Genomic DNA, 23,642 nt, shown 5'->3' on the forward strand with positions numbered 1-23,642 from the left:
GTGAAACGATGCATCGCCGATGGTAGTGTGGGGTTTCCCCATGTGAGAGTAGGTCATCGTCAAGATTAAATTCCGAAACCCCTATCTGCGTATGCAGGTAGGGGTTTTGTTTTTGCCCGCAGGGAAGTGCCTGGTAAAAGACAAAATAAAAAGCCCCACCAGAATCAACTGGCGGGGCTTTTTCGTGCCCGCAAAGTAAGCGTCCGGCGAACACATCCCCCTGAAGCTGATATGGAGCCACCATCGCCTCCATTGAACCGAGGCTGTAGTGGTTATGCGGATTCTGTTCTCTATAATGACTGACCGGCCATGTTTAGGGTGCTTGTTATGCCAGCCTCCGCTGATCAAAACTCCGCTGTCGTTTTATGCGCAGCTTCCAATAACGACCTGGAAGATCTGGTAGCTATCAGGATTGAGGCCATGCGCGAGAGCCTTGAACGGCTTGGACGATTTAACCCAGATCGTGCGCGCGAACGATTTCTTGGTGGGTTCGACGCGAACAGCACACGCCGCATAGAAGTATCAGGTGATCTGGTCGGTTTTGTCGTTATCAAAGACCATCAGAGCGAGCTTCTGCTTGACCACTTGTATGTGATACCCAGTGCTCAAGGAGCAGGAATCGGCTCTGAAATTCTTACTCAGATTTTCAGAGAGGCTGATGAGATCGGGCGTCCCATCAAGGTTGGTGCTCTCAAGGAAAGCGCTTCAAATCGTTTTTACACTCGCCATGGCTTCGTGTTCGTCGAAAGCGGTGAATTAGATAATTATTATGTCCGGATTAACGGTAATGCCGTTAATTTGGGCGACTAGGCAGATCTTGATACGGTGCCCCGTCAGAGGTTGCACCGTTAGATGGGCATCCACCTGTGCGGCAGTAGGTCGGTAATCTCATTCGCCCGCTGCGTCGGCAGGCGCGTGAGAACATCCTTCAGATACGCGTACGGATCATGACCATTCAGCCGCGCAGACTGGATCAAACTCATGATCGCCGCCGCTCGTTTGCCGCTGCGAAGCGACCCGGCAAACAACCAGTTTGAACGCCCGAGCGCCCACGGCCGGATCTGATTCTCGACTGGGTTGTTGTCGATGGGCACGGCCCCATCTTCCAGGTAGCGCGTCAGTGCGACCCAGCGTTTAAGGCTGTAATCCAAGGCTTTGGTCGTCGCTGATCCGTTGGGCACAAGATCGCGCTGGGCCAACATCCAGTCGTGCAGCGCTTTCGCTAACGGCGCAGCTTTTTCTTGCCGTATCCGCCAGCGATCCGCATCACTCATGTCGCACGCTTGGCGTTCAACTTCATACAAGCCGCCAATCGAATGCAGTGCCTGTTCTGCCAACTGGCTTTTATTCGCCACGTGCAGATCGAAAAACTTGCGGCGTGCGTGGGCCATGCAACCAATTTCGGTCATGCTCTTCTCGAAACCGGCTTTGTAGCCAGCAAAATCGTCGCACACCAGCTTGCCGTTCCACGAGCCGAGGAAGTTACGTGCATGCTCACCGGCGCGGCTCGGACTGAAGTCATAAACTACGGCTTTAAGCGCCGAGAACGGCGTGGTGCAGTAAGCCCAGACATAAGCGCGGTGAGTTTTCTTTTCTCCGGGCGCAAGCATCTGCACCGGAGTTTCGTCGGCATGGACAACTCGTTGGGCCAGAGCAGCTTCTCGCAAGGCATCAACCAATGGCTGAAGCTGTACACCGGTCTGTCCAACCCATTGCGCGAGAGTTGAACGCGCGATGGCTAAGCCGGCGCGGCCAAAGATTCTCTCCTGCCGGTACAGCGGCAAGTGGTCGGCGAATTTCGCCACCATTACATGAGCGAGCAGACCTGCTTTAGGTATTCCCTTGTCGATCACCTGCGGCGGCACCGGGGCCTGGATCAGCGTCTCGCACTGCCGGCAGGCCCATTTTCCACGCACATGCTGTTCGACGGTGAACGCGCCTGGCGTGTAATCCAGCTTCTCGCTGACGTCCTTGCCGATGCGCTGAAGTTGGCAGCCGCAGGCGCACTGGGTGTTTACCGGTTCGTGATGAATTACGGTGCGTGGAAACTGCGGTGGTAGCGGCGCGCGCTTGGGTTGCTGGCGTTTCTCTTCTGGAGCGGGAGCTGGTCGGAGGGTCTTCAACTCGGCGTCGATAGCCTCAAGATCTGTGTTGAGCAGGTCGTCGAGCAAGTTGCCTTGCTCAGGGCTGATCTGCTCGCTGCGCTTGGCAAACCTGTGCCGCTTAAGGATGGCGGTCTCGTGGGTCAGCTGTTCGATGATGGTTTGATCGCGCTGGGTCTTTCTGCCCGTGGTGTCGACCTTCGACATCAACTGCGCTGCCAAGGCAGACCTAATACCAAGGCCTGAAGTTGCTCGATATCTAGCTCCATCTCGCAGCCTTGCTGAATGCCTGGCCAGTGGAATTTGCCTTGGTTCAACCGCCGTGCAGCCAGCCAAACACCAATCCCGTCATGAACCAGGACTTTCATTCGGTTAGCACGTCGATTGGCAAAGAGATAAGCACAGTGCGGCTTCGCCGCACCGAATACTGCAATCACTCTGGCCAACGCGGTCTCGGTACCTGCGCGCATATCCATGGGCTCGGTGGCGAGCCAGATGGCGTCGATGCGGATCACTTGGCAAGCTTACGGACAAAACGAGCACACCCGTCAGGATCTGAGGATGGCCACTTCACAGTAAGTTTTTGCTGCCCGAAAGGAACCTCGATGCTGACCGACATCTGCTGATTGGGCCGGGTTGCGGACGCAAGTTTCATCGGAACAAAAGCAGGTAACGCTGGCGCCTGATGATCACGATAAGCAGGTATCCACTTTCGAACCAGGTTGGCGTTAATGCCGTGACGCAGGATCACGCTGGTCATCGATACGCCAGGTTGCAGGCATTCTTGGACGATCTGGGCTTTAAAGGGTTTGGGATAAGAGGTTCTTTGGCGCATGGTAATTCTGATGGTAGGGGCGATAGTGTCCACGTATTTTTAAGTGGACAACATCGCCCTTATCGCTGGGATCGGGTAGGTGACTTCGCCGGACGCTTACACTGATGGGGCTTTTTCGTGCTCGCAAACTACAACGTTCGCGGCAACTCGCTAGCCACCATTGTCTCCTTCAAACTTGCCAATCGAGGTGGTTACACCGGTCATACGACGTCGCCCGTTGACCGTATAACTGTGTTCGGCACTTTCCAGGTCTGGTTTTCGCACGTCGAGCTGCGCATACAGTCCATCCTTGGCGCTGTACCCACCAAACCAGTCCATCAATCTTCCGATATAGCACTGCCCTGCAATCACAACAGACGTATCTCCGACAATTTCGAAGCTGTAGTGCCCCGGGCCATAACTGTAGTAAGCACCATCACCCTCTCCTGCTGGAGGAATGGGGCACAGAGGAGTGCGCTGATTACCGACATCTTTCGCTTCGGTTGTGCTCACGTTGGCCAATGCCTGAATCAGTGCTTTATGTAGCACCGCATCCAGCTTAATGCTGGTACCGCTGGCATCATCTTTTTGAGTCTTGGGCACAGACAGTTGATAGCGGTAATTGACGCTCACAATAGGAACCGCACCGGTAATCTTCAGCGGATCAAGAAGGTAGAGCTGATCAACACCGTAATAGCTATTTCGGTAGGCGGCATAAACACGACCACGTACGTTTATCCAGTAGACGGACTGGTTCGCACCGCGACCATTGAGAGAAAAAAGAGAGCTCTCAGAACTGGAGTCAGAATCGGCAGTACCTGTTCTCCTGACAAATACGCCTCCAGTCCGGCGAAACGTTTCTATATAAGAAAACAATCCGGTGCCACCTGAGTAGGTGTCGACGACAAGATCGCGCAACCCATCACCGTCCAGGTCCATCAAGGTATATGAGCTATTTCCGTTCTCACCAGCGCTCTCAACTTTAGAGGCGGTGAGGGCCTGCCACTCGTCCTGGGCGACCCCCACGGGAATAATCTTCGGGAAATGCGCTTCTTCAAGGGCGTTATCGTCATCCGCCACGTTTGAAAAAGTCGTGGTGCCCGTCTTGATGGCAAAAGAATCAAGTGCCCGTTCCAACGGGAACTCTGGATCAGTTTTGTTGGCCGTCTGTATAGCTTGTCTCAAGTCTTCTAGTACCAACCTGTCGATTTCAACTGGCTGGTAGGCGACGGTTTCATTCAATTGCTTTTGAATTGACTGAAGACGCTCGCGGTAACGCTGATCGAGACAATCCACATCGGCGGCACACTGATCACGCGTTTTCAGCCAGGCGCGTTGGGCTGTCTTCAGTTCAGGCTGCGCCTTAACCAAGCCTCGGTAAGCCGCTCCCATCTGAGTATCCAGTTCATACAGCGCCGCACTCGCGCAGATGGTTTTCTCAACGGTGCTTGCCGCTTTTGTACAGTCCATTCCAGTCGCCAGTGCATGCTGAGTAGCCAGCAGAGCACAAGCGGACAAAATACAGCGTCCTTTGATGTACACAGTAATAAGGCCTTGAGTTCATGGAGTAAGTACGTCGCGATGCCGTCAAGTGTGCATCAAGGTCAGCACCGCTGCAGCCAAATGCACGTTTATACGCCTACCGCTTCAAGGGAACGCCACTACTGGCCGATAACCCGAACGGTTGAGGTTCTCTTTACTTGCGGCAATCTGCGGGTTTATGAGAAATCGCTTGATAGCCTTTGGCCTCCAGCTATCATCTGCGCGCCGAAAGGGGCAGCGAAGCTAAGCGTATCCGTGTATTTGCCTTTGGGTTGTTCTTCTTAAATTGCCTGGAAATCTTCGATGCTGTCGTATCACCAAAAGAGTTTTCTGATCGTCGATGATTTCTCGGATTTCCGCAGCTCCGTCAGGTCCATGCTGCGAGAACTGGGCATCAAGGATGTCGACACCGCTGATACCGGTGAGCAGGCGCTGCGCATGTGTGCGCAGAAGTCTTACGATTTTATCCTGCAGGATTTTCACCTGGGCGATGGCAAGAAAAACGGTCAACAGGTGCTCGAAGACCTGATGATCGAGAAGCTGATCAGCCATGAGAGTGTGTTTGTCATGGTCACCGCCGAGACCAGTCAGGCGATGGTGCTCAGCGCTCTGGAACATGAGCCCGATGCGTACCTGACCAAACCATTTAACCGCTCGGGCCTGGCCCAACGACTGGAGCGACTGGTACAGCGCAAGACGTTGCTCAAGCCGATCCTGCAGGCTCTCGATCGCGGCAAACCGGTGGAAGTGCTCAACGCCTGTATCGCCCTGTGCAAGCAGGACATCCGTTACTCGCCGCTGTGCCTGCGTTATCGCGCCGATGCCTTGCGCGACCTGAACCAGAACGAGGCGCTGGAGCGTCTCTACGACAGCATCATCGCTGATCGACCGTTGCCTTGGGCGTTTGCCGGGCTGGGCAAGCTGCTGTTCAAGCGCGGCCAGGTCAGCCAAGCCAAAGGCGTCTATGAAAAAGCGCTGAAAGTGTTCCCGATGATGCCGGCGCTCTATGACGGCATGGCCGATGTGCTGGTAGCCGAAGGCGACACCAAGGGCGCCCAACGCGTGTTGGAGGAAGCCATTCGCCTGTCGCCACTGGCGGTTCGCCGGCAAGCGTTGCTGGGTAAGCTGGCGATGACTAACGAAGATTTCGACACCGCCTCCAAAGCCTATCGGCAGGCGGTGGCCCAAGGCGCCCAGTCGCGCTTCAAGGATGCTGAAAGCAACCTCGGCCTGGCTCACGCATTGATCAGCAAGGGCAGTGAAAAGGGCCTGGACACTCGGACTCGACTGGAAATCAATACGACGCTCAGCGCGGTGGCGAAGGAGAACCCTTCTGACCCCGGCCTGCAGATTCGTGCACGGCTGATGAAGGCCACCAGCCTGCTGCTTAACGATGCCGAGACCGCAGAGAAGCTCACCGAACAAGCGATGATGCGCCTCGATGGCATGGAGCAATTCATGAGTGCCGAAGCGGCGCTGCTGGTGGCCAAGCAGCTGCAAATGCTCGGGCAGGCCAGCGCGGGTGCTTCGATGCTGAAAAACTGTGCGGAGATCTACGGCGACGATCCGACAGTGATGCAAGGCATCGCCAAATTGACCGACGACCCGACTATTCTCAATGCCGGTAACGCCGCCGCCGACCTCAACCGCCAAGGTGTGCGCGTGTACAAGACTGGCAACCTGGTGGAAGCGCGGGACGTGTTCCGCAAAGCCCTGGCGCTGCAACCGAAGAACATCAGCATCGCGCTGAACATGGCGCAGTCGCTGCTGCATGGCACCGACCCCAGTGTCCCGTCGACGGAACTCGAAGAGTGCCGGGCTTGCCTGAAAACGGTGGGTCTGATGCCCGATACCGACGCACGTTTTTCCCGTTATCAGAAGCTGCGAAGCAAGGCGTTTGGCGAATGAACGACAGCGAACAGGCACTCGATTTCTCTACGGTGATTGCCTCAACCGTGCACGACATGAAGAATTCCCTGGCGATGTTGATGCAGGCCCACAGCCAATGGCTGGCGCGTTTGCCTGATCAGCAGCAGTCCAAAGAGCAGGGCGTCATCGACTTCGAATTCGCCCACCTTAACGGCATGCTGGTGCAGTTGCTGGGACTCTACAAACTCGGCGTCAACCAGATGCCGTTGCAGCCGGCTTACCATGAGCTGGATGACTTCATTGAAGCGCAACTGGCTGCACATCAGGAGGTGTTCGCCAGTCGCGGCATCATGGCGACCTACGAAGTGGATCCCCTGAGCCCGTTGGGTTTTTTCGACCGTGAGCTGATCGCTTCGGTGCTGGCCAACTGCATCAACAATGCGATTCGCTATGCCAGGGACGCGCTGTTGATCACGGTCAGCGACGAGGCTGGTCAGTTGGTGATCACCATCAATGACGATGGGGAGGGCTACCCGCCTGAAATGATTGAGCGCCAGGCCGATTACGTTCAGGGCATCAACCAAAGCACTGGCAGCACTGGCCTCGGTTTGTACTTCGCCGGACGGATTGCGGCATTGCATCAGCGCAACGGTGTCGGTGGCTATACCCGCATCAGCACTGGCGGCCCGTTGGGCGGCGGTGTCTTTAGCCTGTACCTGCCGTGACGTGATCCCCCGACATCGGTTGGTTTTTTGTTCGGGAGTGCTTGATATTCCGAACGGCCGGAGCCTATTTTGTACGGGTCGCCGTTCGCGGCTCGCACAACAACAAGGATTGCGTCATGACAACCGATGGCCAGCGTTCACTCGCGCAGCGATTGACGGGCATTGATGAGATTGAATGTGTTACGCCGGATTTGAACGGCGTGCCAAGGGGCAAGGTAATGACCTCCGAGGGTTTCCTCGAAGGTCGACGGTTGCAGATGGCGCGGGGTGTGCTGCTGCAATGCATCATGGGCGGGTATCCGCCGGCGCGCTTTTACGGCAGCGATGATGGCGACCTGGCGCTGGTAGCGGACCCTGCGCAGATTCATCGCTTGCCCTGGAGCAAGCAACCTCGGGCGTTCGCTATTTGCGATGCGGATGAACTGACTGGGGAGAGCTCTTCTCTATCGACTCGTGGCCAACTCAAAGCCGTGATCGCACGATACGCCGCACGCGGTCTCGCGCCGGTTGTGGCGACCGAGCTTGAGTTCTTTGTCTTCGCCCCCAACACCGACCCGACGCAACCCTTCCAGCCGCCGCTGGGCCTGGACGGCCGTCGTGAAGACGGTCATTCGGCGTTCAGCGTCAGTTCCAATAACGGCTTGCGCCCGTTCTTCAGTGAAGTCTATGAATGCATGGCGGCCCTGGGTTTGCCTCGCGACACCTTCATGCACGAGATGGGCGTCAGTCAGTTCGAGATCAATCTGCTGCACGGCGATCCGTTGCTGCTGGCCGACCAGACCTTTTTGTTCAAGCATCTGCTCAAAGAGGTCGCGCTCAAGCACGGCCTGATGGTGGTGTGCATGGCCAAACCGTTGGCCCACACGCCGGGCAGTTCGATGCATATTCACCAGAGCATTGTCGAGATCGGCAGCGGCCGTAACGTGTTCAGCGACAAGGCCGGTGAGCCGACGGCGACCTTCCGTCATTTCATCGGTGGTCAGCAGGCCGGCATGGCAGACTTCACAGCGTTGTTTGCACCGAATGTGAATTCCTATCAGCGCTTGTGCCACCCGTTTGCGTCACCGAATAATGCTTGCTGGTCCCACGACAACCGGGCGGCGGGTTTGCGCATTCCGGCCAGTTCGCCGGTGGCCCGTCGTGTGGAGAACCGCTTGCCTGGCGCCGATGCCAACCCGTACCTGGCGATCGCCGCGAGCCTCGCCGCAGGGCTGTACGGCATCGAAAACGAGCTGGAACCGAGCGAGGCCATCCAGGGCGAATTCGTGGTGCCGGATAATCTTTCGTTGCCATGTACCTTGCACGCTGCCCTCGAGCGTCTGAAACGTAGTCAATTGGCGAAGGAACTGTTTGGCAAGGAGTTCATCGAAGGCTACATCGCTTCGAAGACCATGGAGTTGACCAGCTTCTTCGATGAAATTACTCCCTGGGAGCGGCGTGTTTTAGCAGCCCAGGCCTGACGCCCCGTCGTCTTCGGGCTATCGTTTCTCGATAGCCCGATCCCCACTGCAAGGAGCCGCTCGGAACGCCGATGCGCCAAATCTGGAAATCCTTTCGAGCGCTGTATTTCGCCTCGCTGATGATGTTAATCGGCTCGGGCTTGTTAAGTACCTATCTGGGCTTGCGCCTGGCCGCTGACCATGTCGACAGCTTGTGGGTCGGTGCGCTGATGGCGGCCAACTATTTCGGCCTGGTGCTGGGTGGCAAGATTGGCCACCGGCTGATTGCCCGGGTCGGGCATATACGTGCCTATGCCGCGTGCGCCGGGATTGTCGGCGCCGCGGTGTTGGGCCACGGCTTGATTGACTGGTTGCCTGCGTGGCTGTTTCTGCGGGTCATCGTCGGCCTCGGCATGATGTGCCAATACATGGTGATCGAGAGCTGGCTCAATGAGCAGGCCGAAGCCAAGCAGCGTGGGCTGGTGTTCAGCGGCTACATGATTGCCTCGTATCTGGGGCTGGTGTTGGGGCAACTGATTCTGGTCCTGCACCCGGCCTTGGGCCTGGAGCTGCTGATGCTGGTCGCCCTGTGCTTCGCCTTGTGTCTGGTGCCGGTGGCCCTGACTCGACGCATTCACCCGGCGCCTCTGCATCCGGCACCGATGGAGCCACGGTTCTTCATCAAACGCGTGCCGCAGTCGTTGAGCACGGTGCTGGGCGCCGGGTTGATCGTCGGCTCGTTCTACGGTCTGGCGCCGCTGTATGCCTCGCAGCAGGGGCTGTCCACGGAACAGGTTGGTCTGTTCATGGGTAGCTGCATTTTTGCCGGACTGGTGGTGCAGTGGCCGCTGGGCTGGTTGTCCGATCGCTATGACCGGGCGCTGCTGATCCGCTGCTTTGCCTTGTGCCTGGCGGTTGCCGCGTTGCCATTGGCGATCATGACCGAGGTGCCGCTGGAGGTGTTGTTCATCGCCGGGTTCCTCTGCTCACTGGTGCAGTTCTGCCTGTATCCGTTGGCCGTGGCGTTCTCCAACGACCACGTTGAGGGTGATCGCCGGGTGTCCCTGACGGCCATGCTGCTGGTGACCTACGGTGTCGGCGCCAGTATCGGACCGCTGGTGGCCGGGGTGCTGATGAAGCTGTTCGGCAGCCACATGTTGTATGCCTTCTTCAGTTTCTTCGCGCTGGTGCTGGTGTGGCGGATTCGCCCGAAAGCGGTGACCAATCTGCATGTGGTCGACGATGCACCGCTGCATCACGTGGCCATGCCCGACAGCATGTCGAGTTCGCCACTGGTGGCAGCTCTTGACCCACGGGTCGATGAGCAAGTGGTGCAGGATCAGATGCAGAATCCGATCGAACCTGAGCCAGAGCCCGAACCTGAAACAGATCCGTCCCCGCAAGAACCACAGGATCCGGAAGACCCTGACACCGGTCGCGAACAAAGCTTCACCGAGGCCAGGCCTTAAAATCGGGGCATAAAAAAACGGGCAGTCACCGCAAGGGACTGCCCGTTTTTTATTGAAGCGCCGGCACTTTATTCCGAGAAATCACATGTCATCTTTGTCGAAACGTCGGGCTTCGCGTTGCAGCTGATAGACGAAGCGCTCGACCTGCCGTTGCACCAGGCCGCTCATGTTGTGAAAGCGTACGCCGGCGAAGGTGGTGGAGATTCTTTCTTCGAAGTGCAGGTAACGCAGTTCAACCGGGGCGGTCATGCTGCCAAAGGGCAGGGCGGCGACAAAGCGGTCGTAGACCTGGCCCAGTTGCAGGCTGGAGGTGATGTCGCCTTCGAAGCGCAGCTTGCAGCCCGTGGCGGAGATGTCCAGCAACTTGCCGCCGATCGGTGCCTTGAGCTTTTCACCACCCAGCTCGACATTGACCAGTTGCGCCAGCTTCAACGCGGCGCGAAAGGCATTGCGACGTTGGTGGTACACAACCTCGGAAGGCAGCGCGCCACGGTAGCAACGACCACCGCCGGACTCGTCGATGGTCAGTGGACCGTTACTTTCCCAGGCAATGCGCACGCCGTCGTGAAAGCCTTCGACCTTGAAGGGTTCGCCGGCCAGCAGGTAGCGTTCACCGTCGCGGGGGATCATTTCATCCAGGGCGATCATGTTGCTGTCACGATCAAGGTCCACCAGATAGCTCTGGAAGCGCTGGCTGCGCTCATGGAACGTGATGATCAGCGGGTCATGGCTGTCTTGCAGCTGCCGAAGGTTGCCGGAGATCTCCAGAGGTGTGGTGAGCACCTTGGGTGGTTGCGGAGCGTCTTCCGCGCTTGAGGCATTGAACACGGTTCATCAATCTCCAGACAAAATATGACTACTGGCGGGCATTCTGCCAGTATGTTTCGCGTCTTGATAGGGCGTGCTCATTGGCGAGGTATCAAGCCTGGCTGAGCGGGCGTGGCTTTGCCATCTTGGCGGTTGACCCGCGGGCATCATAGAGCGCTGGAGGTTCGCCCCCGGTGAGGATTTTCAGCTGATTGGCCGTGGCGGCCTGCTGCATCAGAATCGACTGGCCATTCTTGACGTTGGCCGCCTGGCATTGAGCCAGAAGATCGGTCAGTACATCGCTTTGTTCCAGCAACTGATCGCCAATGCTCGAATGGGCGGCGAGTTGCTCCAGGCCACTGCGAGTGATGGGCAGGTTGAGGCTGGCGAGGATTTCGCTGCGCTTGCGGCCATGCTGTTCGAGCAAAATGATCAATGCCTGTTTCTGCGCCAGAATTTCTTCGAGCAGCGGCATGTCGCGACCGTGCAAGGCGAGGGACTCGGTTTGCAGTAACTCCAGCAAGCGTTGCGCTGGAGCAAAGTCGTCGGTGATCAGTTGCAGTAGATTAGTGTCGTGCATGGCTGGCCTTGGGTTTTAAGCGTCCAAAAGCCTGGCGCAGGCGATGGCCTAGCGCTGGGCTTCGAAGTTGAGCAGTTTGCTGGCTACACGGCTGCTGTCGACTTTATAGCTGCCATCGGCAATCGCTGCTTTCAACTCGGCCACACGGGCGTTGTCGACGGCAGGCTGATCGCGCAGCTTGTCAGTGACCTTCTGCAACTGTTGAGCCTCATTGCTGAGATGTACCGATTCCCCGCTTTTGACGGTACTGGCCTGTTCGGCCGGGGTATTCAGCGGCGCGGATTTGCCGGCGTCGGCGGTTTCCTTGGCAACGCTGGTACGTGTACTGCCCGTAAGTGACGAGGAGCTGTTTAAACGGCTGAAATCGATGACCATGATAAAAAAACCTCTGGGTATTTGGACGCTTGCCATGTTTTCGGCAATACCTGCGAAAACTTTAGGCTCATTTATGCAATGAGCTGCATGCGCCAGCGCTGCATGGGCACAGTTTAGGTAACAGCCTGCCAGAGCGCCATAGCTTAGCCTCTACATGGACACTTCCACTTGGCCGGGCGCGGTGACTTGCGCCTTGATGACTCGCATGGAATTGAGGTTTTTAACCCGTATCTGCTCGGCCAGGCCGCCATTGGACAGCGCTTCGCCCGGCATGCGCACACTGAGCGTACCACTGCGGGCGGTAATCACCACCTGGTCACCTTTGCGTACGACTTCTGCCTGTTCCAGATGGACCAGCGTAATGACCTGATCACCGACCGTTGGTCGGGTAAGTTTCTGTCCGATGGCCTGGTCGACGGAGGTGAAATAGCCCTGGTTGATAAGGCTGATATCTCGTTCGCGTAGTGCGACGTCGCCGGGTTCGATAATGCCGGCGCGCTTGAGTGGGCGAGTGGTGATGACAACGTCTCGAAACAGGCGCACTTGAGCGGGTACGAACACTGTCCAGGGGGAGCTCCCCTCACAGCGGACTTTGACGGTTACCCGGCCAATCGGGGTGGCCGGGCTCTCCAGCGAGGCTGTCAATTCCTTGTCGCACATGGGCATGCGCAGTCGCGGATCGAGTTGTTTTACCTCGATTTCGTAGCGACCTTCCGTTTGACTGGTGGCCAGATAGTCTTCTACGGTGAATTCAAGAAAGCCCTGAGTGACGCCGATAAGCATGTCAGGCAAGGTAACCGCGTCAGCAACGGCAGGGCTGCCAAGGGGCAACAGGCAAACAGCCGACACCACGCAAAGCAATTTGCGGTAGTTTGATGTCAGGTGTCGGAAAAATGTCGTTTGTTCGTTCATACGGGTTAAAAAGCAAGCGCCGTGCCGTTTAGTGATGAATGTGCGTCGCAACACAACTTAGCGTTGTTGGTGTAGGAGTCTGGGCATGGCTGGTGTAATGGATTCGGTAAACCAGCGCACGCAACTGGTAGGGCAGAATCGCCTGGAGCTGTTGTTGTTCCGTCTCGACGGGCAGCAGCTGTACGGGATCAACGTGTTCAAGGTTCGTGAGGTGCTGCAATGCCCCAAACTGACTCTGATGCCCAAGTCCAGTCCCGTCGTGTGCGGTGTGGCAAATATTCGTGGGGCGACCATCCCGATCCTTGATCTGGCGATGGCCACCGGTGCCGGTGCACTTAAAGATCAAAGCAATCCCTTCGTGATCATCACGGAGTACAACACCAAGACCCAGGGCTTCCTGGTCCGGTCGGTAGAGCGCATCGTCAACATGAACTGGGAGGAGATCCATCCGCCACCCAAGGGCACTGGGCGCGATCATTACCTCACGGCTGTGACTCGGGTCGACAATCAGTTAGTCGAAATCATCGACGTCGAGAAGATCCTCGCGGAGGTGGCGCCGACGCCGGAAGCGATTTCGGTGGGTGTGGTCGATGTCGAAACCCAGCACAAGGCGTTGTCCTTGCGTGTGCTGACGGTCGATGACTCGTCGGTGGCGCGCAAGCAGGTCACGCGTTGCCTGCAAACGATCGGTGTCGAAGTGGTGGCGCTGAACGACGGTCGGCAAGCGCTGGAATACCTGCGCAAACTGGTCGATGAGGGCAAGAAGCCGGAAGAAGAGTTCCTGATGATGATCTCCGACATCGAGATGCCGGAGATGGACGGGTACACCCTGACGGCCGAGATCCGCGCTGACCCGCGCATGCAAAAGCTCCATATCATCCTGCATACTTCGTTGTCGGGTGTGTTCAATCAGGCGATGGTCAAGAAAGTCGGTGCCGATGACTTCCTTGCCAAATTCCGTCCTGATGACCTGGCATCCCGGGTAGTCGACCGGATCAAAGCAGCAGATATCAGCTAGGGGCCTTTTGCCCCTGGCGGTCAACACGATTTAAGAGGCGGTATCTTTGTCTACGGGTAATTTGGATTTCGAACAGTTCCGGGTCTTCCTGGAAAAAGCCTGTGGCATTTTGCTCGGTGAAAACAAGCAATACCTGGTCTCGAGCCGTCTCAACAAACTGATGGAACAGCAGGGCATCAAGTCCCTGGGTGAGCTGGTTCAGCGCATCCAGACCCAACCGCGCAGTGGTTTGCGCGAGATGGTGGTGGATGCCATGACGACCAACGAAACCCTGTGGTTTCGTGACACCTATCCGTTTGAAGTCTTGAAGAACAAGGTACTGCCCGGAGCCATCAAGGCTGCTCCCGGTCAACGCCTGCGAATCTGGTCGGCGGCGTGCTCGTCGGGCCAGGAACCGTATTCGTTGTCGATGTCGATCGATGAGTTCGAGCGGACCAACATGGGCCAGTTGAAGATGGGTGTGCAGATCGTTGCCACCGACCTGTCCGGCACCATGTTGACCAACTGCAAGACCGGCGAGTACGACAGCCTGGCAATCGGTCGCGGCCTGTCGCCCGAGCGTTTGCAGCGTTTCTTCGATCCGAAAGGGCCGGGGCGCTGGGCGATCAAGGCGCCGATCAAGAGCCGGGTGGAGTTTCGCTCGTTCAACTTGCTGGACAGTTACGCGGCCCTGGGCAAGTTCGACATCGTGTTCTGCCGCAACGTGCTGATCTACTTCTCCGCCGAGGTGAAGAAAGACATCCTGTTGCGCATCCACAGCACGTTGAAGCCAGGTGGTTACCTGTTCCTCGGCGCTTCCGAAGCGCTGAACGGTTTGCCGGATCATTACCAAATGGTCCAGTGCAGCCCGGGGATTATTTACCAGGCGAAGTGATGCCAAGCGGCAAGCAAAAAAAACGGGAGTCCTCAGGGGCTCCCGTTTTTTTTTGCCTGCTTGTTTGCCGTGGGCGCCGCAATACCTGTAGGAGCGAGGCTTGCCCGCGAATGCGGTGGGGCAGTCAATGATGATGTTGTCTGGCTCACCGCTTTCGCGGGCAAGCCTCGCTCCTACATTTGAATCGGTGTTGCCCGTTGCAAAGCGGCAGAAAAGCGGCAGACGGCGGAAACCCGTTGCCGCTTTTCTGGCATTGCCGCCTTGCCGATGCCAGCAAAGCCCCGGTTTATGGGCTTTTTTGAATTGGCACGCCGCTTGCTATGTTCATGTTACGAAAAATCAGGTCACCCGAAGGTTTCCCGACATGAGCATCAGCTTCGATAAAGCGCTCGGTATCCACGAACAAGCCCTGGGCTTCCGCGCCCAGCGTGCCGAAGTCCTGGCCAACAACATCGCCAACGCCGACACCCCGAACTACAAGGCTCGGGATCTGGACTTCTCCAAAGTGCTTGCCGCACAGAACGAGAAAACCAAGAACGGTGCTTTCGCCTTGAACATGACCAACAGCCGTCATATTGAAGCCGAAGGCCTGGGCAATGGCGACGAGTCGCTGCTGTATCGCACGCCGATGCAACCGTCGATCGACCAGAACACCGTGGACGCGCAACTGGAACAGTCGAACTACGCGGAAAACGCGGTCGGCTTCCAGGCCAGCTTCACCCTGCTCAACAGCAAATTCAAAGGGCTGGTTTCAGCCCTGCGTGGAGAGTAAGTCATGTCTCTTGCCAGTGTTTTCAACATCGCCGGTAGCGGCATGAGTGCCCAGACCACTCGCCTGAACACCGTTGCCTCGAACATCGCCAACGCCGAAACCGTCTCGTCGAGCATCGACCAGACTTATCGTGCCCGTCACCCGGTGTTCGCCACCATGTTCCAGGGCGGCCAGAGCGGCGGCAGCGACTCGCTGTTCCAGAATCAGGACGCCGCCGGTCAAGGCGTGCAAGTGCTGGGCGTGGTCGAAGACCAGAGCAACCTTGAAGCGCGCTATGAGCCGAACCATCCGGCTGCCGACGCCAAGGGCTACGTCTACTACCCGAACGTCAACGTCGTCGAAGAAATGGCTGACATGATTTCCGCGAGCCGTTCGTTCCAGACCAACGCCGAAATGATGAACACCGCCAAAACCATGATGCAGAAGGTCCTGACCCTCGGTCAGTGATAAGGGGCGACTCAGATGAGTGTTACCGATTCCACCAACGGCCTCAGCATCAACGACATCCTGGCGAACTCTTCCGTCAAAACCAGTAGCACCACGGGTGGCCTTGGCTCCGTGGCCGGCGCTGCGACCGGCGGTCAGACCCTGGGCAAGGATGCGTTTCTGCAATTGCTGGTCACCCAGCTGAAAAACCAGAACCCGCTGGACCCGCAGGACAACAGTGCGTTCGTCGCCCAGTTGGCCCAGTTCAGTAGCCTGGAAGGCATCACCACGCTGAACACCACGGTCAGTTCGATTGCCGGCAACTACAGCTCTTCCCAAGCGTTGCAGGCTTCGTCCCTGGTCGGTCGTTCCGTGATCGTGCAGACCAACAATATCCAGGTCGATGATCCGACCAAGGCTGTTAACGGCTCGGTGAACCTGACCTCGTCGATCGCCAGCGGCACCGTGACCATTGCCGACAGCACTGGCAAAACAGTCAGAACCATTGATCTGGGGACCCGCGCGGTCGGCAGTTCCAGCTTCACATGGGATGGCAAGGATTCGAGCGGCACCCCGGTTCCTGTCGGCGCTTACACCATCAAGGCCAGTGCACCGATCAACGGCACGGCGACGGACCTGGCGGTTTACCTGCCGGCGACCGTCAACAGCGTGACCCTGAGCCAGACCGGCGGCGAGCTGATGCTTAACCTCGCAGGCCTGGGCCCGGTCGCCCTGTCCAAAGTTCAAACCATTGGTATATAGAGCCGACTAACCCGGCACAAAGGAGTGGAATATGTCTTTCAATATCGGCCTTAGCGGTCTCTATGCAGCCAACAAACAACTGGACGTGACCGGTAACAACATCGCCAACGTCGCGACCACCGGTTTCAAATCCTCCCGTGCAGAGTTTGAAGACGTCTACTCGGCGACCAAACTCGGCAGCGGCAGCAAGGTAGTCGGCAGCGGCGTGCGCCTGGCTAACGTTTCCCAGCAGTTCACCCAAGGTGACGTCAACAACACCGGCAACGTGCTGGACATGGGCATTAATGGTTCGGGCTTCTTCACCCTGAGCAATAACGGTTCGACGTCCTACACCCGTGCGGGTACGTTCAAGGTCGACAAGGACGGTTTCATCACCAACACCGACCAGACGTCCCGCCTGCAAGGCTACGGTGTGGATGCCAATGGCAAGATCATCAACGGCGTGTTGACCGACCTAAAGCTCGACACCTCGAACCTTGCGCCGAAGACCACTTCTTTGGTGACTTCGACGATCAACCTGAATTCGACGTCCCCGACGATTAATGACTCGGCCGTGACCACCCCCCCCGGTATTCCGTTCGATCCAACCAACACGGCGTCCTACACCAAGTCGTTCAGTACCCCGATCTATGACAGCCAGGGCAATATGCACCCCATGGATCAGTACTTGGTGAAAACCGGGGATAACACCTGGAAGGTTTACACCCTGGTAGACGGCCGCAACCCGGACGCTACCGGCAGCGACCCGAAAACCACCCCTGCGGTAGCCTCGACCCTGTCGTTCGACGCCAATGGCAAGCTGACTCAGGTCAGCACGCCAGATCCGACGACGGTCCCGCCTAGCGTCATTCTCAGCAGCAACCTGACAATGAAAGGCTGGATCCCAGGCAACGTGACCGGCGGTACCTGGAAGGCTAACGGCGCCGCCGCCAACCCGAACGGCGTGACCATCTCCATGGCCAGTACCACTCAGTACAACGCTGACACCACCCGCTCGATCCCGACTCAGGACGGTTACGCCACCGGGCAGATCACTAACCTCACCATCGACGGCACCGGCACCCTGTTCGCCAACTTCAGCAATAACCAGAACAAGGCCATCGGCCAGGTTGCGCTGGCCAGCTTCACTAACGAACAAGGCTTGCAAGCGGTTGGCGGCACTAGCTGGAAAGAAACCTTCGCCTCAGGTATCCCAGGCTACGACGCCCCGGAAACCGGGACCTTGGGTTCGATTGCCTCCAACTCTCTGGAAGAGTCCAACGTCAACCTGACCAACGAACTGGTCGACCTGATCAAGGCGCAGAGCAACTATCAGGCGAACGCTAAGACCATCTCCACCCAGAGCACCATTATGCAGACCATCATTCAGATGACCTGATTGGTTTTACCCGGCTCCATAAAAAAACCGACCCCCCTCCCAGGGCGTCGGTTTTTTTGTGCACGGTGATACGGCGTGGATTCGCCTGTTTACCAATCATCGGGTCTTTTGGTGCGTAACTTGCTGTATCTGCGAGCAAGAGGGGTAGAGCCGTCAAACTTTTGTACAGTCTGCCTCACAGTGCGGCAACAGGCTGCGCTGACATGGATGTCATAAAAAACGCTAGGGATGGAATACCTGTGAAGAATCGTAAAGCTGTCAGTGCGCTGGTCCTGGCGTTGCAACTGACATCAATAGAGTGCTGTCGTCCGAGCGGCACGGGTGTGTTTTTTCCGCGTTATCAAGTTTCTGCCGTCTATCGGTCAGGGCGTTGGCGCTGCGCATAAGCGCAGCCAATCGCCACCGCACCGAGGCTGCTGTCTTGCCTGTTCAATCCAACAAGTAATCCACGCCCAGTGCACGCTCAGAGAGGGTTAACCCCAGAGTGCCTGGCGTTTCTGCGTAGTTTCTGACACACACAAGGAAGATGTAATGGCAGTTATAAATGGTACCAACGCAGCAGATACCCTGGCGGGCACTGCAGGTGATGATCAGATACGGGGCCTGGCCGGCGATGATGTTTTGAATGGCGGCGCCGGCAATGATCTGTTGATAGGCGGTGAGGGGGCTGACCAGATCAATGGCGGTGCGGGTATCGATACCGCGAGTTATGAGGATGTAGTCAACGCCATCCCTGTGACACTGAACCTCAAGACGGGCGTACATACTGGTGCAGCCAAGGGCGATACGTTTACCGATATCGAAATATTCAAAGGCACGAATTACTCCGACACGTTTATCAGTGGTGCTGCAGCCGATACCTTCGACGGCCTCCAGGGCAACGATACCCTGAGTTACTCGACGTCTGAGCAGGCCATCAACATTGTGTTGTCCGCTGGTGGGGTTGGCACCGGCACCGGAGGTGATGCCCAGGGCGACTCGTTCACCAACGTGGAAAATGTTGTCGGCTCGGTTTTCAACGACACGTTCACTCTCAACGGTAGTGGGTTGGTGCTTAATGGCGGTGCAGGCAATGACGTTTACGTCATCAATGGCAATGCCAACGGCATCATTGTCGAAGCCGCTGGTGGTGGTGACGACGAGGTTCGTACCACTCAAAACAACATGGTGCTGGCGGCCAACGTCGAGCGCCTGACCTTTACCGGCACGGGCAATTTCAAAGGTGTCGGCAACACCGGTGACAACATCATCACGGGCGGTGCGGGCGACGATCTGTTAATTGGCGGCGTCGGTGCCGACCAGCTTATCGGCGGCGCCGGTTTTGACACGATCAGCTACGAAGATGTGGTGAATGCCATTCCCGTGACGCTGAACCTCAAGACCGGTGTTCACACCAGCGTTGCCTTGGGCGATACCTTCAGCGGGATCGAACTCTACAAGGGCACGAACTACGGCGACACCTTCGTCAGTGGTGCCGCAGCCGATACCTTCGACGGCCTCCAGGGCAACGATACCCTGAGTTACTCGACGTCTGAGCAGGCGATCAACATTGTGTTGTCCGCTGCTGGGGTTGGCACCGGCACCGGCGGTGATGCCCAGGGCGACTCGTTCACCAACGTGGACACTGTTGTCGGCTCGGCTTTCAACGACACGTTCACCCTCAACGGTAGTGGGTTGGTGCTTAATGGCGGTGCAGGCAATGACGTTTACGTCATCAATGGCAATGCCAACGGCATCATTGTCGAAGCCGCTGGTGGTGGTGACGACGAGGTTCGTACCACTCAAAACAACATGGTGCTGGCGGCCAACGTCGAGCGCCTGACCTTTACCGGCACGGGCAATTTCAAAGGTGTCGGCAACACCGGTGACAACATCATCACGGGCGGTGCGGGCGACGATCTGTTAATTGGCGGCGTCGGTGCCGACCAGCTTATCGGCGGCGCCGGTTTTGACACGGTCAGCTACGAAGATGTGGTGAATGCCATTCCCGTGACGCTGAACCTCAAGACCGGTGTTCACACCAGCGTTGCCTTGGGCGATACCTTCAGCGGGATCGAACTCTACAAGGGCACGAACTACGGCGACACCTTCGTCAGTGGTGCCGCAGCCGATACCTTCGACGGCCTCCAGGGCAACGATACCCTGAGTTACTCGACGTCTGAGCAGGCGATCAACATTGTGTTGTCCGCTGCTGGGGTTGGCACCGGCATCGGCGGTGATGCCCAGGGCGACTCGTTCACCAACGTGGACACTGTTGTCGGCTCGGCTTTCAACGACACGTTTACCCTCAACGGCAGTGGGTTGGTGCTTAATGGCGGTGCAGGCAATGACGTTTACGTCATCAATGGCAATGCCAACGGCATCATTGTCGAAGCCGTTGGTGGTGGTATCGACGAGGTTCGGACCAACCAAGTCAATGCAACACTAGCCGCGAATGTTGAATTCCTGACTTACACCGGCACAGCCAACTTCACCGGTCGTGGCAATGCAGGTGACAACACCATTTCCGGTGGCGTTGGTAATGATGTGTTCATCGGGGGAGCCGGCGCGGATCGTTTTATCGGCGGAGCCGGCATGGACACCGTGAGTTATGAGGATGAAAACACCGGTGTCGGTGTCACCCTCAATCTTAAGACCGGCGTGCACACAGGTCTGGCCTTGGGGGATACCTTCGACGGCATCGAGTCCATTCGGGGGTCGGCGTATGGCGATACCTTCTTCGCCAGTGAGGCCGCCGACATCCTGGATGGCGGAACCGGTAGCGACAGACTGGATTACTCAGGTTCGAACCAGGCCATCAACATTTCCGTCTCCAGTGGCGTCGGCACAGGGTTGGGTGGGGATGCTCAAGGCGACCAATTCAGCAATATGGAGTGGGTCATCGGCTCGGCTTACGCTGACCGGTTCACCGTAAACGCTGGAACGATTGGCATCAATGGCGGGGCAGGCAACGATGTTTACATCGTCGACGGCACGGGTGTTCTCAATGCCATCGAAACGGCAGGTGGTGGCGATGACGAGGTGCGTACCAGTCAGGTCAGCGGATCGCTGGGTGCGGAAATCGAACGTCTGACCTATACCGGCAGCGGCAACTTCACCGGTCGTGGTAATGCTGGTGACAACATCATTACCGGTGGCGCAGGCAACGATGTGCTCATGGGGGGCGCGGGTGCTGACCAGCTCATCGGTGGTGCCGGGACTGACACCGTCAGTTATGAAGATGACACCACCGGGGCTGGGGTAACCCTCAATCTGAAGACCGGTGAGCATACCGGCCTGGCACTGGGCGACACGTTCAGCGGTATCGAGGCGTTCCGTGGTTCAGTCTATGGCGATACGTTCGTCGCCAGCGCCGCAGTCGATACCTTCGATGGTGCCGGCGGCATCGACAAACTGGATTATTCCAGTTCCGCGCAAGCCCTCATCATGTCCGTCGCCAATGGTGGCGGCGTCGGAGTGGGCGGTGACGCGCAGGGCGATGTGTTCAGTAACTTCGAGAACATTATTGGTACGGCCCAGAACGATCAATTCACCGTCACCGCGGGTGCGATGACCTTCAGCGGCGGTGCGGGCAATGATGTCTACATCGTGAACGGCACTGCCACCCTGACCGTCATCGAAACCCTCGACGGCGGCGATGACGAAGTACGCACCAATCAGGCCACTGGCGTGCTGAATGCCGGTGTCGAGCGTCTGACCTATACCGGTGTGGGGATTGGCAACTTCAAAGGTGTGGGTAACGCGAGCGACAACATCATTACTGGCGGTACAGGCAATGACCTGCTTATGGGCGGCGCTGGTGCGGATCAATTGATCGGTGGTGCGGGCACTGACACCGTTAGTTACGAAGACGAATACACCGGCGTCGGCGTGACACTGAACCTCAAGACCGGTGTGCACACCGGGATCGCTGCCGGGGACACTTTTTCCGGGATCGAGGCGTTCCGTGGCTCGTCTTACGGCGATACCTTCATTTCCAGTGCTCAGGCCGATGTCCTTGACGGTGCCGGTGGCACCGACAAGTTGGATTACTCCAGTTCTGCCCAGGCCATCGTCATCACGGTCGCCAATAACGGCGGGACGGGTGTGGGAGGCGATGCACAAGGGGATGTGTTCAGTAACTTCGAGAACATTATCGGCACGGCGTTCGACGATCAGTTCACCGCCACGGCCGGGACGATCACCTTCAGCGGCGGACAGGGCAACGATATCTACTTTGCCAATGGCACCTCTACAGTCCAAGTGAACGAACTGGCGCAAGGGGGGGACGACGAGGTACGTACCACTCAGGCCAGCTACACCCTGAACGAGGAAGTGGAGCGTCTGACCTATACCAGCACGGGCAACTTCACCGGTCGCGGCAACGCTGGTGACAACATCATCACCGGCGGCGTCGGCAATGACCTCCTGTTCGGTGGCGCGGGTGCGGATCAACTGATAGGCGGAGCGGGTTTTGACACCGTCAGTTATGCCGACAGCAACTCGGCGGTTATCAGTACCAAAACCGGCGTTGCCGGTGGGGGATCCGCAGCAGGGGACACCTACAGCGGTATCGAACAGATCACCGGATCAAACGCTGGCGATATCTTTATTGGCGGTGCTGGCGCGGATCGGTTCGATGGCGGTTCAGGTGTCGATTTCCTGACTTTTGCCTATGAAAGCTCGGGCGTCACCCTTGACCTGAGTGCTCCGTTTTTGACGGGCGTGGCAGCAGGCGATGTATACACCTCCATCGAAGCCTTCCAGGGTTCGAGCTATGCCGACACCTTCACCGGCAGTGCCGGTGCGAAAGAAAGCTTTGTCGGCGGTGGCGGTGCGGATGTCCTGACTGGCGTGGGGCGCGGTGACGCTGCGTGGTACGTCAACAGCTCTGCCGCAGTTCAGGTCAATCTGCTGACCGGTGCGGGCACCGGAGGCGATGCCGAGGGTGATGTGCTCGGCAACATTGATAACCTGGTCGGCTCCGTGTTCAACGACACGCTGACGGGTAATGCCATGGCCAACATTATCGAGGGCGGAGACGGTAACGACATCATCGACGGCGGTGACGGCAACGACATCCTGTACGGTCATAGCTTCACCGATACCGGCGCTCTGACAGGCACGTTCTCGACCGTCAATCAGGCCGATATCATTCATGGTGGTAACGGTAATGACTACATCATTGGCTATGTGCGTGATGCCGGCTCGATCTACTACGGTGATGCCGGCGATGACAGCATCACGGTTATTTCGGGGATTGCCGACGGAGGGGACGGGAATGACGAGCTGATCGCGATCGGTCAAGGCTATGAACTGCATGGCGGAGCGGGTGCCGACAAGTTGTACATGAGCGGTTCGGGTGATGGCTATGGCGGTGAAGGGGGCGATCAGTACTTCGTTTCTTCGAAAACCATGGTGGCGATTTTCGATGACGGTACTTCGGGTAACGACATTGTCACCCTGAAGAACATTCAGACGTTCAGTGATGTTGTGCTTAGAACCAATGACCTTGGTGTCTACATCTTCAACCGTGCTGACTTCCAAAGCGGTAACCTGAACTCTGGTGTGTTCCTCAAAGACTGGAATACCGGTGCCAACACCATCGAAAAGTTCTACACCAACAACGGTGAGTCGTTCACCATTCCGGTGGTAGGCCAGGCAGCGTCCGAGCTGTCGATGGTCTGACGGTTAGGCGGTAAATAACAAAAACGGCGAAACCTGCACTCCAGGTTTCGCCGTTTTTTTTCACCTGGATTTTTCCCCAGACAAAAGAAAACCCCCGACCAGCCAGAGGCT

General features: G+C 57.4%; 21 protein-coding genes. 12 read left to right on the forward strand and 9 right to left on the reverse strand.

Annotation, left to right across the window (positions count from 1 at the left end):
* Positions 1 to 241: hypothetical protein (locus ACWIKB_RS30965; RefSeq protein WP_475271263.1), on the reverse strand; the 241-nt coding region annotated here is incomplete at its 3' end.
* A gap of 86 nt (positions 242 to 327) precedes the next feature.
* On the opposite strand from ACWIKB_RS30965, the gene ACWIKB_RS30970 reads away from it, so the two are divergent.
* On the forward strand, positions 328 to 810 hold the full coding sequence (locus tag ACWIKB_RS30970; RefSeq protein WP_475271264.1) for a GNAT family N-acetyltransferase: 483 nt from the start codon (positions 328 to 330) through the stop codon (positions 808 to 810).
* Between the two features lie 38 nt (positions 811 to 848).
* Here ACWIKB_RS30970 and tnpC read toward each other — a convergent pair whose 3' ends face one another.
* The 4 genes from tnpC to ACWIKB_RS30990 form a co-directional block, all read right to left on the reverse strand.
* Entirely contained in the window at positions 849 to 2,378 is a 1,530-nt protein-coding gene (gene tnpC / locus ACWIKB_RS30975; RefSeq protein WP_475271312.1) for an IS66 family transposase, read from the reverse strand.
* The gene (gene tnpB / locus ACWIKB_RS30980; RefSeq protein WP_475271265.1) at positions 2,309 to 2,617 is read right to left on the reverse strand and encodes an IS66 family insertion sequence element accessory protein TnpB; all 309 of its coding nucleotides are present in this window, start codon (positions 2,615 to 2,617) and stop codon (positions 2,309 to 2,311) included. The genes tnpC and tnpB overlap by 70 nt, the downstream gene beginning before the upstream one ends.
* A complete protein-coding gene (gene tnpA / locus ACWIKB_RS30985; RefSeq protein WP_475271266.1) occupies positions 2,614 to 2,937 on the reverse strand; it encodes an IS66-like element accessory protein TnpA in 324 nt (107 codons plus the stop codon). The genes tnpB and tnpA overlap by 4 nt, the downstream gene beginning before the upstream one ends.
* Positions 2,938 to 3,087: 150 nt before the next feature.
* A complete protein-coding gene (locus ACWIKB_RS30990) occupies positions 3,088 to 4,458 on the reverse strand; it encodes a lysozyme inhibitor LprI family protein (protein WP_475271267.1) in 1,371 nt (456 codons plus the stop codon).
* Between the two features lie 303 nt (positions 4,459 to 4,761).
* On the opposite strand from ACWIKB_RS30990, the gene ACWIKB_RS30995 reads away from it, so the two are divergent.
* From ACWIKB_RS30995 to ACWIKB_RS31010, 4 genes are all read left to right on the forward strand, one after another.
* Positions 4,762 to 6,366, forward strand: a complete 1,605-nt coding sequence (locus tag ACWIKB_RS30995; RefSeq protein WP_475271268.1) for a response regulator — start codon at positions 4,762 to 4,764, stop codon at positions 6,364 to 6,366.
* Complete coding sequence (locus ACWIKB_RS31000; RefSeq protein ID WP_475271269.1) at positions 6,363 to 7,052, forward strand: sensor histidine kinase; 690 nt, start codon at positions 6,363 to 6,365, stop codon at positions 7,050 to 7,052. The genes ACWIKB_RS30995 and ACWIKB_RS31000 overlap by 4 nt, the downstream gene beginning before the upstream one ends.
* Positions 7,053 to 7,270: 218 nt before the next feature.
* A complete protein-coding gene (locus tag ACWIKB_RS31005) occupies positions 7,271 to 8,512 on the forward strand; it encodes a glutamine synthetase family protein (RefSeq protein WP_475271313.1) in 1,242 nt (413 codons plus the stop codon).
* Positions 8,513 to 8,583: 71 nt separating this feature from the next.
* A complete protein-coding gene (locus tag ACWIKB_RS31010; RefSeq protein WP_475271270.1) occupies positions 8,584 to 9,960 on the forward strand; it encodes an MFS transporter in 1,377 nt (458 codons plus the stop codon).
* Positions 9,961 to 10,041: 81 nt separating this feature from the next.
* Here the strand turns inward: ACWIKB_RS31010 and ACWIKB_RS31015 are convergent, their stop codons facing one another.
* The 4 genes from ACWIKB_RS31015 to flgA form a co-directional block, all read right to left on the reverse strand.
* The gene (locus tag ACWIKB_RS31015; RefSeq protein ID WP_475271271.1) at positions 10,042 to 10,788 is read right to left on the reverse strand and encodes a flagellar brake protein; all 747 of its coding nucleotides are present in this window, start codon (positions 10,786 to 10,788) and stop codon (positions 10,042 to 10,044) included.
* A 91-nt stretch (positions 10,789 to 10,879) separates the two neighbouring features.
* The gene (locus ACWIKB_RS31020; RefSeq protein WP_475271272.1) at positions 10,880 to 11,347 is read right to left on the reverse strand and encodes a flagella synthesis protein FlgN; all 468 of its coding nucleotides are present in this window, start codon (positions 11,345 to 11,347) and stop codon (positions 10,880 to 10,882) included.
* A 48-nt stretch (positions 11,348 to 11,395) separates the two neighbouring features.
* Positions 11,396 to 11,722 (reverse strand): flagellar biosynthesis anti-sigma factor FlgM, encoded by a 327-nt coding sequence (gene flgM / locus ACWIKB_RS31025; protein ID WP_123407131.1) that lies wholly within the window; start codon positions 11,720 to 11,722, stop codon positions 11,396 to 11,398.
* A gap of 150 nt (positions 11,723 to 11,872) precedes the next feature.
* On the reverse strand, positions 11,873 to 12,634 hold the full coding sequence (gene flgA / locus ACWIKB_RS31030) for a flagellar basal body P-ring formation chaperone FlgA (protein ID WP_475271273.1): 762 nt from the start codon (positions 12,632 to 12,634) through the stop codon (positions 11,873 to 11,875).
* Positions 12,635 to 12,719: 85 nt separating this feature from the next.
* Between flgA and ACWIKB_RS31035 the strand changes: the two genes are divergently transcribed.
* The 7 genes from ACWIKB_RS31035 to ACWIKB_RS31065 all read left to right on the forward strand — a co-directional run bounded on the left by ACWIKB_RS31035 (position 12,720) and on the right by ACWIKB_RS31065 (position 23,531).
* Positions 12,720 to 13,652 carry a chemotaxis protein CheV gene (locus tag ACWIKB_RS31035; protein ID WP_054054814.1) on the forward strand — a complete coding sequence of 311 codons (933 nt, stop codon included), beginning with the start codon at positions 12,720 to 12,722 and terminating at the stop codon, positions 13,650 to 13,652.
* A gap of 46 nt (positions 13,653 to 13,698) precedes the next feature.
* The gene (gene cheR, locus ACWIKB_RS31040) at positions 13,699 to 14,526 is read left to right on the forward strand and encodes a protein-glutamate O-methyltransferase CheR (protein WP_475271274.1); all 828 of its coding nucleotides are present in this window, start codon (positions 13,699 to 13,701) and stop codon (positions 14,524 to 14,526) included.
* 364 nt (positions 14,527 to 14,890) lie between these two features.
* On the forward strand, positions 14,891 to 15,298 hold the full coding sequence (gene flgB / locus ACWIKB_RS31045; RefSeq protein ID WP_475271275.1) for a flagellar basal body rod protein FlgB: 408 nt from the start codon (positions 14,891 to 14,893) through the stop codon (positions 15,296 to 15,298).
* Between the two features lie 3 nt (positions 15,299 to 15,301).
* Positions 15,302 to 15,745, forward strand: a complete 444-nt coding sequence (gene flgC, locus ACWIKB_RS31050; RefSeq protein WP_046046514.1) for a flagellar basal body rod protein FlgC — start codon at positions 15,302 to 15,304, stop codon at positions 15,743 to 15,745.
* Between the two features lie 15 nt (positions 15,746 to 15,760).
* Positions 15,761 to 16,486, forward strand: coding sequence for a flagellar hook assembly protein FlgD (gene flgD, locus ACWIKB_RS31055; protein WP_475271276.1), 726 nt, complete (start codon positions 15,761 to 15,763; stop codon positions 16,484 to 16,486).
* A gap of 31 nt (positions 16,487 to 16,517) precedes the next feature.
* Entirely contained in the window at positions 16,518 to 17,864 is a 1,347-nt protein-coding gene (flgE, locus tag ACWIKB_RS31060; protein ID WP_475271277.1) for a flagellar hook protein FlgE, read from the forward strand.
* Positions 17,865 to 18,395: 531 nt separating this feature from the next.
* The gene (locus ACWIKB_RS31065; RefSeq protein ID WP_475271278.1) at positions 18,396 to 23,531 is read left to right on the forward strand and encodes a beta strand repeat-containing protein; all 5,136 of its coding nucleotides are present in this window, start codon (positions 18,396 to 18,398) and stop codon (positions 23,529 to 23,531) included.
* Positions 23,532 to 23,642 lie beyond the last annotated feature (111 nt).

The sequence above is a fragment of the Pseudomonas sp. 5Vm1k genome, from assembly GCF_056161485.1.